The sequence below is a fragment of the Hutsoniella sourekii ATCC 700629 genome (genome assembly GCF_000518205.1).
Lineage (GTDB): Bacteria > Bacillota > Bacilli > Lactobacillales > Aerococcaceae > Hutsoniella > Hutsoniella sourekii.
Map to the genome: position 1 here is coordinate 18442 of NZ_JADD01000003.1, position 15866 is coordinate 34307.

The window sequence follows — 15866 nt, forward strand, 5'->3', positions numbered from 1 at the left end:
GTCTATATGAAAAATTTACTGAAATATTTTACCGGTTACCGAAAAGAAGCGATTCTAAGTCCTCTGTTTAAGCTGACTGAGGCTTTATTGGAGCTTTGTGTTCCATTATTAGTTGCCTCAATTATTGACCAGGCAATTCCTAGTCAGGACTTAAACTTATTGTTCTTATCAATTGGCGGTATGTTTGCTATTGCCCTGATTGGCCTAGGCTTTGCCTTGACCGCTCAATACTTTGCTGCTAAGGCAGCTATTGGTTTTACAAGAAATTTAAGTGAAGACCTTTTTCAACGGATTATTTATCTTTCAAGAACCAGCATTAAGCAGATCAGCTCAGCGAGTTTAATTAGTCGATTGACTAATGACACCTTTCAGATACAAAATGGACTTAACCGTTTCTTTAGATTATTTTTGAGATCACCTTTTATTGTTTTTGGGTCATTGGTAATGGCCATGCAGATTGATCATAGCATGACTGTGATTTTTTTAAGCATGGTTATTTGTTTATTTATTGTAGTCTATTCCCTTATTTATTGGATCAACCCTATTGTTTCTGGCATCCGTCAGGAGTTCGATCGCCTGGTTCAAATAACTAGAGAGCAGGTTCGTGGGATCCGAGTGATTCGAGCCTTTCTCCAAGAAGAACGTGAATTTCAAGAGTTTCAAAGTCTTAATGATCAATTGATTCAAGATCAAATAGACTCTGAGAAAAGAAATGCTTGGATGAATCCATTAACCTTCTTAATTGTTAATATTTCACTTATTTTAGTGATTAGGCAAGGTGGATTTCAAGTTAATTTAGGCCATATCAGTCAAGGTCAACTGGTGGCTCTTGTTAATTATTTGCTGGCTATCCTAGTTGAATTGATAAAATTAGCTAACATTGTTATGACCCTTAACCGCTCATGGGCGAGTGCTAAGAGGGTAAACCAAGTTTTAGAAATTCAAGAAGAAGACCAATCCTGGATTCAAAAATCATATTCCCCGATTGATTCTACTAGAGGAGGTCACCCGGTAACAGTTGATACTGCGATTGTCGTTGATAATCTTAGTTTTACTTATCCTGACGCTGAAGCACCGACACTTGAAGCTATCGACTTTGTTGTCCAAAAAGGTGATTTCTTTGGCATTGTGGGTTCTACCGGAGCGGGTAAATCAAGTCTATTGTATTTATTGACAGGCTTTTATAGAAATATGGACGGAGCAGTCAGCTTTAATCCTCGACTCTTTGATACTTCTAATCTCCAAACACTTAGACAAGAGATGAGTGTCGTTTCAGGAGAAGTAGCTCTGCTTCAAGGCACAATTCGAAGCAACCTACAATTAGCAGCTCCTCAGGCAAGTGATCAAGAAATGTGGCAAGCTTTAGAAGATGCCCAAGCCAAAGATTTTGTAGCCAAGTTAAAGGGAGGGTTAGATGCTCCTGTAGAAGCATTTGGGCGCAACTTTTCAGGTGGTCAACGGCAACGATTAACTATCGCTCGTGCTTTATTAAGGCCCGGACAACTCTTAATATTTGATGATGCTACCTCGGCTTTGGATTATTTAACAGAAGCTAGATTATACCGAGTCTTAAATACAAAATATCAAGATCTGACTAAAATAATCATCTCGCAAAGAACACATAGTTTCGTTGAGGCAGACCAGATACTTATTCTTGAACAAGGCCATCAAGTAGGTCTGGGTAGCCATCAAGAATTACTTGAAAACAACCGAGTATATCAAGAGATTTATCATTCACAGCATCTTGAGGAGGTGGAGTCATGACAAGCAAGCGCAATAGCCTAATAATCCGACTGTTCAGGGAGATTCTTACCCCTTGGCCACTGGTAGTCTTAAGCTTTCTAGCAATTTGTATCCAAGTCGGCTTAACTATTTACATGCCAATCTTGATTGGACGAGCGGTGGATCAAATTGTCACGGTAGGGGTGGTAAATTTTGATCAGCTTGCACAGATTTTAGGCCAGATGATTATTGTTATCCTGGTCAACGCTTTTGTTCAGTGGCTTAATCCTAGAATTTATTCCAAGCTTATTTATCAAGGGATTCAAAGCCTGCGTGATCGCTTGGTCTATCAAATTCATCACCTCCCCTTGTCATACGTGGACCAACAGTCGACAGGGGACTTAGTAAGTCGGATCACTACAGATAGTGAGCAATTAGCTGATGGCCTACTGATGGTCTTTAACCAATTTTTAGTGGGAATATTAACAATTGTGGTAACTATCTTCACTATGGCCAGCTTAGACCCTTACATGATGTTGACTGTGATTTTATTGACTCCTATATCTATTTTTGTTGCCCGCTTTATTGCTAATCGTTCCTACCAACTTTTTCAAAAACAGACTGAATCTCGAGGAAAACATGCAAACTTAATTGAAGAATCCATCCAAGAATTAGACCTAATCCGTTATTTCAATGGTCAGGAGTTAGCAAAGGAAAAATTTAATCAGATTAACCAGGTTTATTCAGACTACGCTCAGGCTGCTACCTTTTATTCTTCAACAATTAATCCCACCACTCGATTCATTAATGCCTTAATTTATGCAGTGGTGACCTTATTAGGGGCTTGGCGAATTATGCAGGGGAGTTTGACAGTAGGGCAGTTGGCTACCTTTCTAAATTATGCCAATCAGTATACCAAGCCTTTCAATGATATTTCTAGTGTCTTAGCTGAGATCCAATCGGCTCTAGCCTGTGCTGCTCGCCTCTATGAATTGATTGATTTAGCACCTGAAGAAGAGACCGGAGAGCTTGAACTAGTTGCTGAATCGGTGGCTGGTGCAGTTACTTTTGATGCAGTTGAATTCTCCTATGATCCTATGCATCCTCTTATTCAAGACCTTAATGCCAATGTTCAGGCCAGACAGACGGTAGCTATTGTGGGTCCAACGGGTGCAGGGAAGTCGACTCTTATTAATTTATTGATGCGATTTTATGATGTTGACCAAGGGCGTATTTGCCTAGATCAAGTGGATATTAGACAGTATACGAGAAAGAGTATTCGCCAAGAATTTGGTATGGTTCTTCAGGATTCTTGGATTAAATATGCTAGTATTCATGACAATATTGCCTACGGCTTTCCAGATGCTAGTCGTGAAGAAGTAATTAGGGCTGCTAAGGCTGCTCACGCTCATCGCTTTATCAGTCTCTTGGCAGATGGTTATGACACTGTGATTGGGGAAGGTGGATTGAAGTTATCAACCGGACAAGAACAACTGATTGCGATTGCCCGTATCTTTGTTCGTTTGCCTAATCTACTTATCTTAGATGAGGCCACGTCTTCAATTGATACTAGAACGGAGGTCCTAATTCAAGAAGCCTTTGACCGCCTGATGGAAGGTCGGACTAGCTTTATTATTGCTCACCGACTCTCAACTATTCAAAAAGCTGACTTGATCCTAGTTATGAAGGATGGCAACATCATTGAACAGGGCAACCATCATTCGCTCATGCAGGCAAAAGGCTTTTATTATCAGTTACAAGAAGCCCAAAATGGTTTAAGTTATTCTGATAATTAGTGTGCTATTGGCTAGTAAATAGTTAATTCATTTTCACTTGAACTGAACTCTGTGTTATAATTAGTGGGTATAGATTCAAAGCATTGAATCAGATTTTACATAGAAAGTAGGTCAAGTGATGAAACAACCAAGAGAAGGGGAATTCATCACTATTAAAAGTTATAAACACGATGGATCTTTGCACCGGACTTGGCGTGATAATATGGTCTTAAAGACCAGCGACCAATCCATAATCGGCTGTAATGATCATACATTAGTTATTGAGTCGGATGGCCGTCGATGGACGACTCGCGAAGTGGCTCTAGTCTATTATCACAAGCATTTCTGGTTTAATATTATTGCCATGCTAAGGAAACGAGGGGTTACTTATTATTGTAACCTTGCTTCGCCCTATGTGATGGATAATGAAGCCTTGAAGTATATTGATTATGATTTAGATATCAAGGTTTTTCCTGATGGTGAAAAAAGACTTTTAGACTTGGATGAATATGAGTTGCACGGTAGACGTTACCACTATTCCGATGAAATTGATCAAATTATCAAGTATCAAATCCAAGAATTAGTTCGTTGGATTGAAGAGAAGAAGGGGCCTTTTTCTCAAGAATTTATAGATATTTGGTATGAGCGGTATTGTCAATTATCCTATCGTAACAAACAACAACATAACTAAATAGTAGTGAATTCCTAATGAATCTATTAAGCGATTAGTATTTAGGTTTCTATTTGAAAAAGCTTCTAACTCTGCTTGGAAGCTTTTTTTGTTTGTTGGCTTGTTGACGGGATAGCTAGATAAAAGAGAGGGTGAAATATTCAGGAAGTTGGAGAAGACTAATCTCTAGAATATCAAGGGGTCTGTATCATTTATCTTATAATCCTGTACTATTATTTTCGATAAAAGCCTCGATTCAGTGTCAATATAGGCCTAATTTGATTTAAAGAAATAAGTACAGTTTATTTTAAATTAGTGTATTGGTTGGTATTGTCTTATATATTTGTTATACTTACCCTATAGAGTCGAGTCAATATATCAAGGAGGAATCTAAATGATTATAGGTGTACCAAAAGAAATTAAGAATAATGAGAACCGTGTTGCTATTGCACCGGGAAATGTTGCTAACCTAGTTCATAGCGGTCACAAGATCTACATCGAAAAAGGTGCTGGGGAAGGATCCTTCTTCTCTGATGAAGACTATGCTAAATATGGTGCAGAAATCAAAGACACAGCTGAAGAAGTATGGGCAGCTGAAATGGTCTTAAAAGTTAAAGAACCTTTAAAGGAAGAATACAAATACTTCCGTGAAGATCTTATCTTGATGACTTATCTTCACTTGGCCTCAGATGAAGAATTAACAACTGCTGTTGTTGAATCAGGGATGACTGCTGTTGCTTATGAAACAATGGTATTGAATGGTACGCTACCTCTACTCGCTCCAATGAGTGAGGTTGCTGGTTCTTACGCTATTCAAGCAGGAGCTCACTACCTTGAGAGCCGCCACGGAGGTAAAGGTATCTTACTTGGTGGGGTACCGGGTGTTTCTAGAGGTAAGGTTGTCATTATTGGTGGAGGTAAGGTTGGTGAATACGCAGCTCGTATTGCCCTAGGAATGGGTGCTGAAGTAACGGTATTGGACCTTAACCCAGCTCGCTTAGCTGAATTGAAGAATATCTTCCAAGGAAATGTCAATACTGTCCACTCAGATGCCTTTAACATTGCCCGTGAAGTAAAAGACGCCGATATTGTCCTCGGTTCAGTTCTGATTCCAGGTAAGAAGGCTCCAATCTTAGTTACCAAAGAGATGATTCAATCTATGGAACCAGGATCAGTTGTCATTGATGTGGCCATTGACCAGGGTGGAAACTTTGAAACATCTGATCATGCAACCACTCACGATGATCCTATTTATGTACGTGAAGGTATCATTCACTATACTGTTGCCAATATTCCAGGAGCAGTTCCGCAAACTTCTACATTAGCTTTAACTAATGCAACCATGCGTTATGTGACTGAAATTGCTAATAAAGGTATTGTTCAAGCGGCTAAAGATAACACAACTATTTATACGGGTGTTAATGCTGCTAGCGGTAAGCTAACCAACGAAGCGGTGGCAGAAACTAGTCATTTTGACTATGTTGAATATTCTGAATTAGTTAAATAATTCTTAGAAGGGGGAGGATGGTGCCTCCTCTTTCTTTATAAAAAATCAAATATTAATTTGCTTAGTCAGATAAGTTGACGAAAGACCTTACTTTTATTATTATTTATTCTAATCAAAACCTAATGGGGGAATGTGTATGTTATTTGAAAATTTAGTGGATGCGGTAGGTTACACACCATTAATCAAATTAAAGACTAAAGATGACCAAGGTGCAGCTATTTACGCCAAGTTGGAATCCAAAAATCCGGGCGGATCGGTTAAAGATCGGGCGGCCAAGTTTATCTTGCAAGACTTAATGGATCGTGGCTTATTAGAAGTAGGCGGTACGGTTGTTGAGTCAACTAGTGGTAACACAGGTATTGCCCTAGCAATGCTCGGTGCAGCAATGGGTATTCACGTGATCATAGTGATGCCTGAGACGATGAGTGTTGAGCGTCGCCAATTAATGCGGGCCTACGGTGCAGAGGTTGTCTTAACCCCAGGTTCAGGGGGAATGAAATTGGCAGGTGAAAAGGCTCAAGAAATTGCCAAAGAAAAAAATGCACCGATTTTTGGTCAATTTACAAATGAAGCCAACGTTAAAGCCCACGAGCAAACAACTGCTCAAGAGATTTTATCTGACCTACCTAATATCGATGGTTTTGTTGCTGGTATTGGAACGGGCGGCACAGTCACAGGTGTAGGTAAAATATTGAAGGTTGAAAAACCAGAAGCAAAAATCTGGGCCGTTGAACCTAAAGAATCACCCTTATTAACCGAAGGTCAGGCTGGCTCACATAAAATTCAAGGACTTGGAGCAAACTTTATTCCTCAAATTTTAGATCAAGGTGTATTAGATAAAGTTCACCAAGTTGCAAGTGAAGATGCGATTCAAGCAGCAGTTGCTCTTGCCAAGGAACAAGGGATTTTAGCTGGTTTTTCATCAGGTGCCAATTATTTAGCTGCTCTCGCTTTAGCAAAAGAATTAGGACCTGACAAAAATGTAGTCGTTGTCTTCCCAGATACAGGTGAGCGTTACTTGTCTACTGGGCGCTTCGGAGAAGTAGACGGTGAATAAGTCTAATCCTGATCGTTGGATTCGCTTGGCTAAGATTATTTATGAACAAGATCCAGCTGCTTCAAGTTGGCAGGAAGTATACGATCTTTATCCCTCTATTAAGGCATTGCAGGCCCATGAGACGGCCCACCGTCTTTATCTGGAAGGGGAGAAATATTTAGCCCGTCAAATTTCAGAACAGGCTCGTCAATTAACAGGGATCGAGATCCATCCAGGCGCTCAATTAGGTGAGGTTGTCTTTATCGATCACGGGATGGGATTGGTGATTGGCGAGACAGCAATAGTAGGTGAATACGTTAAGCTTTACCATAATGTTACCTTAGGTGGTACGGGTAAGGAAAAGGGTGTTAAACGTCATCCAACTATTGAAGATCATGTTGAAATTGGAACAGGTGCTACGATTCTAGGCGATGTAACCATCGGTCACCACAGTAAAGTAGGGGCAGGGGCCGTTGTCTTACAGGATGTACCACCTTATGCGACTGCTGTAGGAGTTCCTGCTAAAATAATCCTTCACTCAGCTGAGTAAGTAATGTTAATGAAATCGGTAGGTCATGGACTTACCGATTTTTTAATAGTTAAAATTAATGGCTCCATTATTTAGCAGATTCTTAGCTTTTTGAACTTGAAGCCTGTGATGGACTTTGTTAGAGTGGATGGGGTAGGAGGTAATTATGTATTATAATCAAATTAAATCAGCTACAGATCTATATAGTGATCAAGTGGAAGCTTTGTATCTATCAAGTTTTCCTGAAGTTGAGCGTAAAAGCATCGATAAACTATATGATCATGCCTTAAAAGATAAATCAGATATCTTTGTCTTTTTGAATGATCAGGATGAGTTTGTCGGATTTGCGGTGACCCTAAAAAACAAGGACCTAGTCCTAATCGAATATATTGCAATTGATCCCAATGCTTCGAATCAGGGGTATGGTTCAAAGGCTCTAGCACTTTTAGGTGATTTTTATCAAGATGTAACTATCTGTTTGGAAATCGAATCAACCACTCTTGAAAATGTTAGCAACCAAAAGCAAAGAATGCGTCGTTTAGCCTTTTATGAGTGGAATAATTATCAGTTACAGAATCTGGATGTTTCATATTTTGGTGAGCCGATGGAATTGATGGCCAATCAACCGAATCTAAGCTATCAAGATTACCAAGACCTCTATGTCAATATTTACGGTCAAAAGATTACTGATGATGTCCACGCTATTTAAAAGCCTAGCTAGGAGGATGCTGTAATGAAAGATGTAACTCCCAAAGATGTGAAAGAAAAATTTGTTAATCAAGCCAGTAAGTTTCAGTCTTTTAATGGACGTAAGCTTTACTTTTTCTTATTTTTAGCTTTATTAGTCTATTATTATTTTGTTTTGCCACCTATCCATTGGGCTTCGGTGGATTTTTGGTTATTTATAGGCTTGTTTTTATTGGGTGTAATCGTTATTGAAGGACTAAATGATCTAGTGGAACGATCAAAAGCCCATCAGAGCGAATCTGCATCAAAAACTGGGTTAAATAAGTACAGAATCATTACTGGTCTGATCCTTTTATCTCTAGCGATAGCTGGCTTAGTATATGTTGTTTATTCTCCTGTTTTCTTTTCAGCTAATTATGCGTCAATGATTGAAATCCAGCCTAAAGAATTTGAAAAAGATTTTCCAGAAACTAATTTAAACCAAATTCCCTTGGTGGACCGCGATACAGCTACACGTTTAGGTAATCGACATCTGGGGGCTTTAACTCATATTGTCTCTCAATTTGAAGCAGCACCAGATTATACACAAGTAACTATCGAAGGTAAACCTTACCGGGTTACCCCTTTAGAGTATGCAGGATTTTTTAGATGGTTAAATAATTTTCAACAAGGAATCCCTCATTACATTCAAGTGGATAATGTCTCTGGGGAGGTATCTATTCAAACGCCTAGTCAGCCTATGAAATATAGTTATTCTGATCTTTTTCACCGTGATGTACTTAGAGCCTTACGTTTGAAACATCCTTTCACTATTTTTTCTAAGCCAAGTTTTGAAGTCGATGATCAAGGTGAGCCTTACTATATTGCTACTACCTATCGTAAGCGATTCTTCTTGCGGGAACCCGAGCCTAATGGCTTAATTATCTTAAATGCGATTACTGGAGAAACCAAAGCCTATGACTTAGGTCAGATTCCTTCTTGGGTTGACCGAGTCTATAGCGCAGATCTCATTCTGCATCAGGTTACTATGCAAGGACATTATCGCAATGGTTTTTGGAACTCATTATTTGCCAAAGAAGGAGTCACTGAGCCGACGGCGGGTTATAATTATTTGCCGATAGGTGACGATCTGTATTTATACACGGGCATTACTTCTGTAGTAGCCGATGAGTCAAATATTGGCTTTATATTAGTCAATATGCGGACCAAAGAAGCAGTTATGTATCCATTAACTGCAGCTGAGGAATTCTCAGCCATGCGATCAGCAGAGGGTAGTGTTCAAGAAACAAGCTATACGGCAACTTTTCCGCTCTTGATAAATATCAAAGGCCGTCCGATGTATATTTTGACCTTGAAGGATAATTCAGGTTTAATTAAAGATTATGCCTTAGTGGACGTTCAAAACTATCAAAATGTTTATGTTGCTCCCAATGTCAAATCATTAATTGAAGCTTATGCTAGTGATCAGGGACAAGATCAAAGGCTCTTAGAAGAGATTGGTGATGTAAGTGAAGAGCAAGGTAAGATTGAAGCAATTGAGAGCGTCGTCTTAGATGGTTATACTTATTATTATCTATTGGTAGACAATGAGATATACAGCGCTAAGATTGACCTGAGTAAACACTTGCCATTCCTCAAATCTGGCGATGATATCCACTTTAAATTTAATTCCAAAGGTGAGATTGTAGAATTACAATTAGATTAGCTGAAATAAATGATTAGCTTTAAAATCCACTCCCATTCCAATTAGGAGTGGATTTTTATTTGAGAATAACTGAGTGTGTTTTAATGAAGTCTCTAGAAGGCTTGAAAAACACAAGATATAGTGGTAAGATACCAGCTAGTGGCACAATTTGTTGTGCCTAATCATTTGGAAGGAGGGTATTGTTTTGCCGGCGATAAAAGATAAAAAACAGCAATCAAGTAAAGATTATTTGAATCAAATGAGAAAACGATATAGTGAGGCGACCAATATCCAAGCCCAAGTAGATAAATTACTTGGAAAAGATCGCACAGTTATTAATGAGAATGCGAATAAAGACAGTAATGTATTTAATACACAACGTGATTTAACCGCAGGGGCAGTCGCTAAAGCCATTGGCTTGCAAGAATTACCTATTGAGGTGGCGCTCGCTCATTTAAAAGGGGAAATCCATATTCATGACTTGGACTATCAACCTTATTCACCCATGACTAACTGCAGCTTGATTGATTTTGCTGGAATGTTTGCTGAAGGCTTTCAGATTGGTAATGCCGAAGTGGAAAGTCCGCGATCTATTCAAACAGCTGCTGCTCAAATGGCACAGATTATTGCCAATGTTGCCTCTAGTCAGTACGGTGGCACGACCGCAGATCGCGTGGATGAATTGTTAGCTCCTTATGCTCAAATTAATTATGACAAGCATATGGAAGTTGCTAAAGATTGGATTGAAGGTGAAGAAAAGCAAGTAGCCTATGCCAAAGAACGGACATTAAAAGATATTTATGATGCCATGCAAAGTTTAGAATATGAGATCAATACCCTTTATACTTCTCATGGGCAAACTCCATTTACAACGCTGGGATTTGGTCTGGGAACGAGCTGGATTGAACGAGCGATTCAAAAATCAATCTTGCAAGTGAGAATTGAAGGCTTGGGTAAAGAAAAACGGACAGCAATCTTTCCTAAATTAGTATTTACTTTGAAGCGTGGCGTTAACCTGGAACCAGCAGATCCTAACTATGATATTAAACAATTAGCCATTGAATGTTCCACCAAACGAATGTACCCAGATGTTCTTATGTACGATAAAATTGTTGAACTAACAGGAAGCTTTAAGGCACCTATGGGTTGTCGGTCTTTTCTACAAGGATGGAAGAATGAAGATGGTCAAGAAGTAAACAATGGCCGAATGAATCTAGGGGTAGTCACTTTGAATATACCAAGAATCGCTTTGAAATCTCAAGGAGATTTTAATCAGTTTTGGCATTTATTCCAAGATCGATTAGACTTGGTGGAAGAGGCACTCATTTATCGCATTAATCGCGTCAAGGAGGCGCTACCAGAGAATGCTCCGATTCTGTATATGCATGGGGCTTTTGGTGAACGTTTATCAGCAGGAGAGGCTGTAGACCGTCTCTTTACCAATCGACGAGCAACCGTATCAATTGGTTATATTGGCCTATATGAGGCGGCAGCTTGTTTTTATGGCCCTAATTGGGAGGCAAATTTAGAAGCTAAAGATTTTACCATCGATATAGTAAAATCGCTCAAAGCCAAAGCCGATGAATTATCTGAGCGCTATAATTATCATTTTAGTGTTTATGGGACTCCTTCTGAAAGTCTAACTGACCGCTTTTGTCGCTTAGACCAAGAAGAATTTGGTCTTATAGAAGATATTACGGACAAGGATTACTATACTAACTCATTTCACTATGATGTGCGTAAAAATCCGACGCCCTTTGAAAAGATTGAATTTGAAAAAGATTACCCCAAGTATGCCAGTGGAGGCTTTATTCACTATTGCGAGTACCCTAATATGCGTCAAAATCCAAAAGCCTTGGAAGCAGTCTGGGATTTTGCCTATGATCGGATCGGCTATCTAGGTACCAATACACCAATTGACCATTGCTACGCCTGTGGCTTTGATGGGGATTTCGAGCCAACGGAACGTGGATTTGAATGCCCTGAATGTGGTAATAATGATCCAGAAACCTGTGACGTTGTTAAACGGACTTGTGGCTATTTAGGTAATCCACAACAAAGACCGATGGTCCATGGTCGCCACAAGGAAATCGCTTCACGTGTCAAACATGTTTCTTCAACGGTAATCAATGGTTTGAATGAATAGGAAGGAGACCTAGCTCTTGAATCATCAACCGGATAGAAAACATGAAAGTTTCCAGCCTGTTCAGCCTGTCTCTCAAGACTTTGAAACAAATCAGGCAAGTATTGCTTCTAATAGAAGAATAAAGAAGATGAAGGCTCCTAAGAATCCTTTACCTAAAGAATGGTTGGCTAGTGATTGGTCTAGGGGAAAAATTGCTGATTATAAACCTTACAATTTTGTCGATGGAGAGGGCGTTAGATGTTCGCTCTACGTGAGTGGGTGTCTTTTTGCCTGTCCCAATTGCTACAATTTAGCTGTGCAAAACTTTAACTATGGTGTTGATTACACAGATGAATTAGAAGAGCGGATTCTTGATGACTTACAGGCTTCTTATTGTCAAGGGCTAACTTTGTTGGGTGGGGAACCGATGTTAAATACTAATATTTTACTACCCCTCTGCCAAAAAGTACGGGACCGATTTGCTAGTAGCAAGGATATTTGGTGTTGGACAGGTTATACTTGGGAAGAGTTGATGGAAGAATCTCAAGACAAGCTACAATTACTTAGTTACGTTGATGTCTTAGTTGATGGTCGCTATTTAGATCAATTAAGAGATTTAACGCTTCAATTCAGAGGGTCATCAAATCAACGAATTATTGACGTCAAGAAAAGTCTTCAAGAAAATAAGCCAGTTCTATGGACTCAAGCAGATGGAAGCCCCTACTATTAATTGGATTAAATTTAAGAAGCACCGATCAGCGATTAGATGGTTAATTATTGAATCACAGTTAGACTAAGAATAGTCTAGCTGTTTTATTTTATCTAAAGATAGGGACTATCTAATAAGGCCTCTAAAGAAAGCTATCTGTAAAATAATAAAACTATATGCTCATATAATCACAAATAGAAGTGTCGATATCCTCGCAATTAAAAGTCATTATCTTCCAAAAGCTTTATAGAAAACGTTTACATTGAAAAAATATGCACAAACCTATTTACAAAACATTGTGAATAAGTTAACATGTACATGTAATAAAGATTGAAAGGAAGTTTAACTAATGACTGAACAAGAGAAAGTTGTAACTCCAGAAGAACAAGTAGATAAAATGGTTCAAAAAGGTCTTCAAGCGCTGAATGACTTTATGAGCTTAAACCAAGAACAAGTAGATTATATTGTCGGCAAAGCTTCAGTTGCAGCTCTAGATCACCATGGTGAATTAGCCAAATTAGCCGTAGAAGATACTGGTCGAGGTGTTTTTGAAGATAAGGCTACAAAAAACTTATTTGCTTCAGAACATGTGACCAACTATATGAGAGACGTTAAGACAGTAGGGGTGGTTGACCGTGATGAATTCAAAGGAACCACAACCATTGCTGAACCTGTTGGGGTTATTTGCGGGATTGTACCAACAACCAACCCAACTTCTACTGCAATCTTTAAGTCACTGATCTCATTAAAGACAAGAAATCCAATTATCTTCTCCTTCCACCCAAGTGCGATGAAATGTTCAATTCGAGCAGCTGAAATTGTACGTGATGCAGCAATTGCTGCTGGTGCACCAGAAAATTGTATCCAATGGATTGAAGAACTATCAATGGAAGCTACTAATGCCTTAATGAATCATGATGGAGTAGCAACCATTCTTGCAACCGGTGGTAACGCGATGGTTAGATCAGCTTACTCATGCGGTAAACCTGCTTTAGGTGTTGGAGCCGGTAACGTGCCAGCTTATGTTGAAAAAACAGCTGACATTAAACAGGCCGTTAATGACTTAGTAATGAGTAAGTCATTCGATAATGGTATGATCTGTGCCACTGAATCGATTGCCATTATTGATCATGAAATCTATGACCAAGTCATCGATGAGATGAAGAGCTACCAAGTATACTTTGTTAATGCTGAGGAAAAAGCCAAACTTGAAGAATACATGTTTGGAGCGAAAGCTAATTCTCAAGCTTGCTCTGGGGCAGCCCTCAACTCTAAGCAAGTAGGTATGCCTGCAACATGGATTGCTAAAGAAGCTGGTTTCGAAGTGCCAGAACAAACTCGTATTTTGGCAGCTGAAGTAGCAGAAGTGGGTGAAAATGAACCCCTCACTCGTGAAAAATTATCGCCAGTCTACGCTGTATTAAAGGTTGATTCAACAGAAGCGGGACTTGATGCAGCTGAGAAAATGGTTGAATTCAATGGTTTAGGCCACACGGCAGCTATTCATACTCAAGATGATGAAGTAGCATTAGAATATGGTAAACGCGTTAAAACCATTCGAATTGTCCGTAATGCTCCTTCTGCTCTGGGAGGAATTGGGGATGTTTACAACTCATTTATCCCTTCTCTAACTCTTGGATGTGGATCTTACGGTAATAACTCTGTTGGAGATAATGTACAAATTCTGAATTTATTGAACTTTAAGAAGATTGGAGAGCGTCAAAATAATATGCAATGGTTTAAAGTACCGCGTGTTTATTTCGAAAAACATGCCCTTAAATATATAACTGAAATGGATAACTTGAACCGAGTGATGATCATTTCTGACCATGCTTTAACTGACTTAGGATATGTTCAGCAAGTTGTTGACCGCCTCGAAGCTCGTGATAATAATGTTATCTATGATATCTTTAATGATGTTGAACCAGATCCTGACATTACAACAGTTCGTAAGGGTGCTGATGCCCTGACCCGCTTCAAGCCAGATGCGATTGTAGCTATCGGTGGTGGATCTGTAATGGATGCGGCAAAGGTTATGTGGATGTTCTACGAGCAGCCAGATATCAACTTTGAAGATATGCATCAGAAGTTTATGGATATCCGTAAACGTGCTTTCCGCTTCCCTGACCTAGGATCTGTGGCACAATTCATTGCCGTACCAACAACTTCAGGTACAGGTTCAGAAGTGACACCATTTGCGGTTATCTCTGATAAGGCTAAGGGACTTAAGTACCCATTAGCAGACTACTCCATCTTACCGAATGTGGCGATTGTTGACTCTGCCTTAGTAGAAAAAGTACCAGCCAAGGTAGCTGCTGCATCGGGTTATGACGTATTAGTCCATGCGACCGAAGCTTATGTATCTATTATGGCTAGTCACTATACTGATGGTTTAGCTCTTCAAGCAATCAAACTAGTATTTGATAACTTAGTGAGATCTGTTAATGAAGGGGATCTAGATGCCCGTCACCAAATGCACGATGCCGCTACAATGGCTGGTATGGCATTCGGTAATGCTTTCCTAGGTATCAACCACTCAATGGCTCATAAGATTGGTGGACGCTTCCATACCGTTCACGGTGAAACTAACGCTATCTTAATGCCATATGTTATCCGCTACAATGGTACTCGCCCAACTAAATTATCTAACTGGCCGAAGTATACGCATTACCAAGCGGATGAAAAATACCAAGATATAGCAAGAATGTTAGGCCTTCCAGCTTCTACACCGGAAGAAGCAGTGGAATCATATGCCAAGGCTTGTTATGAGCTAGGGGTTAAGATTGGTATCCCAATGAGCTTTAAAGATCAAGGTATTGACCGTGACGAATGGTTTGAAGCAACAGAGCAATTAGCTTATGACGCTTATGGTGACCAATGTACACCTGTTAACCCTCGTTTAGCAATGGTTGATCATATGAAGGAAATCATGGAAGATGCTTATCTAGGTTACGGTGAACAACCAGGTCGTATTAAATACTAATAAGACTAAGCAAAAGAATAAAATAGGCCTCAACCATTTATCTGGTTGAGGCCTATTTTTATTTATTTATGATTTTAGCTTTTTCGGTTTCTAAATCAACTTGTTGTAGTTCCCAATGAATTAAGAAAGTTAAGACGACACGTAAAATGACGACAATGACCAAGATAACAAGTTCCTGGAAATCACGAACGAGGACAGTTTTAATAATTTCAGCGCCTAATTTAAATTCTAGACTTAGGGCTAGTGCTTCCCCCAAGGTAAGCTTGACGAGAGAGTTATTAAAATCAAAGCGACTTTTCAACAAATATAAGAAAGATTTGATACTGCCATAAGCAATAATGAAAATACCGATCAGCTCCAAGGTATGAACAACAATCGGGCTCAAGGTATCGGTTAGAAAAGTAAGCAAATCTAAAATCACGGCTTTATTCCTTTCTCA

The 15866-nt window shown here is 39.3% G+C and carries 11 protein-coding genes and 1 pseudogene; 11 read left to right on the forward strand and 1 reads right to left on the reverse strand.

From position 1 onward, the window contains the following. Positions 1-6 precede the first annotated feature (6 nt). The 11 genes and pseudogenes from T408_RS0100105 to adhE all read left to right on the forward strand — a co-directional run bounded on the left by T408_RS0100105 (position 7) and on the right by adhE (position 15427). Positions 7-1764: an ABC transporter ATP-binding protein gene (locus T408_RS0100105; RefSeq protein WP_028118137.1), complete on the forward strand. Its 1758-nt coding sequence runs from the start codon at positions 7-9 to the stop codon at positions 1762-1764. Next, positions 1761-3518, forward strand: a complete 1758-nt coding sequence (locus tag T408_RS0100110) for an ABC transporter ATP-binding protein (protein WP_028118138.1) — start codon at positions 1761-1763, stop codon at positions 3516-3518. Before T408_RS0100105 ends, T408_RS0100110 begins: the two co-directional genes overlap by 4 nt. A 118-nt stretch (positions 3519-3636) precedes the next feature. Then, positions 3637-4188, forward strand: coding sequence for a DUF402 domain-containing protein (locus tag T408_RS0100115; protein WP_028118139.1), 552 nt, complete (start codon positions 3637-3639; stop codon positions 4186-4188). 373 nt (positions 4189-4561) lie between these two features. Further along, entirely contained in the window at positions 4562-5674 is a 1113-nt protein-coding gene (gene ald / locus T408_RS0100120; protein ID WP_028118140.1) for an alanine dehydrogenase, read from the forward strand. Between the two features lie 130 nt (positions 5675-5804). Next, positions 5805-6731 (forward strand): cysteine synthase A, encoded by a 927-nt coding sequence (cysK, locus tag T408_RS0100125; protein WP_211230813.1) that lies wholly within the window; start codon positions 5805-5807, stop codon positions 6729-6731. Continuing rightward, complete coding sequence (gene epsC, locus T408_RS0100130; RefSeq protein WP_028118142.1) at positions 6724-7260, forward strand: serine O-acetyltransferase EpsC; 537 nt, start codon at positions 6724-6726, stop codon at positions 7258-7260. Before cysK ends, epsC begins: the two co-directional genes overlap by 8 nt. Positions 7261-7405: 145 nt before the next feature. Beyond that, a complete protein-coding gene (locus tag T408_RS0100135) occupies positions 7406-7948 on the forward strand; it encodes a GNAT family N-acetyltransferase (protein ID WP_028118143.1) in 543 nt (180 codons plus the stop codon). 24 nt (positions 7949-7972) lie between these two features. Further along, a complete protein-coding gene (locus T408_RS0100140; protein ID WP_028118144.1) occupies positions 7973-9631 on the forward strand; it encodes a hypothetical protein in 1659 nt (552 codons plus the stop codon). Positions 9632-9824: 193 nt separating this feature from the next. After that, positions 9825-11756 (forward strand): annotated as a pseudogene (gene nrdD, locus T408_RS10285) (anaerobic ribonucleoside-triphosphate reductase); the annotation flags it as partial. A 127-nt stretch (positions 11757-11883) separates the two neighbouring features. Continuing rightward, positions 11884-12465: an anaerobic ribonucleoside-triphosphate reductase activating protein gene (gene nrdG / locus T408_RS0100150; RefSeq protein WP_035419633.1), complete on the forward strand. Its 582-nt coding sequence runs from the start codon at positions 11884-11886 to the stop codon at positions 12463-12465. A 328-nt stretch (positions 12466-12793) separates the two neighbouring features. Continuing rightward, positions 12794-15427: a bifunctional acetaldehyde-CoA/alcohol dehydrogenase gene (gene adhE / locus T408_RS0100155; RefSeq protein WP_028118146.1), complete on the forward strand. Its 2634-nt coding sequence runs from the start codon at positions 12794-12796 to the stop codon at positions 15425-15427. Positions 15428-15485: 58 nt separating this feature from the next. Here the strand turns inward: adhE and T408_RS0100160 are convergent, their stop codons facing one another. Then, entirely contained in the window at positions 15486-15848 is a 363-nt protein-coding gene (locus T408_RS0100160) for a DUF1622 domain-containing protein (RefSeq protein WP_051444683.1), read from the reverse strand. Positions 15849-15866: the final 18 nt, after the last annotated feature.

Excerpts from the sequence above, each read along its gene's own strand:
- T408_RS0100105 (WP_028118137.1), top strand. The coding sequence starts at position 7 with ATGAAAAATTTACTGAAATATTTTACCGGTTACCGAAAAGAAGCGATT.
- T408_RS0100110 (WP_028118138.1), top strand. The coding sequence starts at position 1,761 with ATGACAAGCAAGCGCAATAGCCTAATAATCCGACTGTTCAGGGAGATT.
- T408_RS0100115 (WP_028118139.1), top strand. The coding sequence starts at position 3,637 with ATGAAACAACCAAGAGAAGGGGAATTCATCACTATTAAAAGTTATAAA.
- ald (WP_028118140.1), top strand. The coding sequence starts at position 4,562 with ATGATTATAGGTGTACCAAAAGAAATTAAGAATAATGAGAACCGTGTT.
- cysK (WP_211230813.1), top strand. The coding sequence starts at position 5,805 with ATGTGTATGTTATTTGAAAATTTAGTGGATGCGGTAGGTTACACACCA.
- T408_RS0100135 (WP_028118143.1), top strand. The coding sequence starts at position 7,406 with ATGTATTATAATCAAATTAAATCAGCTACAGATCTATATAGTGATCAA.
- T408_RS0100140 (WP_028118144.1), top strand. The coding sequence starts at position 7,973 with ATGAAAGATGTAACTCCCAAAGATGTGAAAGAAAAATTTGTTAATCAA.
- nrdG (WP_035419633.1), top strand. The coding sequence starts at position 11,884 with ATGAAGGCTCCTAAGAATCCTTTACCTAAAGAATGGTTGGCTAGTGAT.
- adhE (WP_028118146.1), top strand. The coding sequence starts at position 12,794 with ATGACTGAACAAGAGAAAGTTGTAACTCCAGAAGAACAAGTAGATAAA.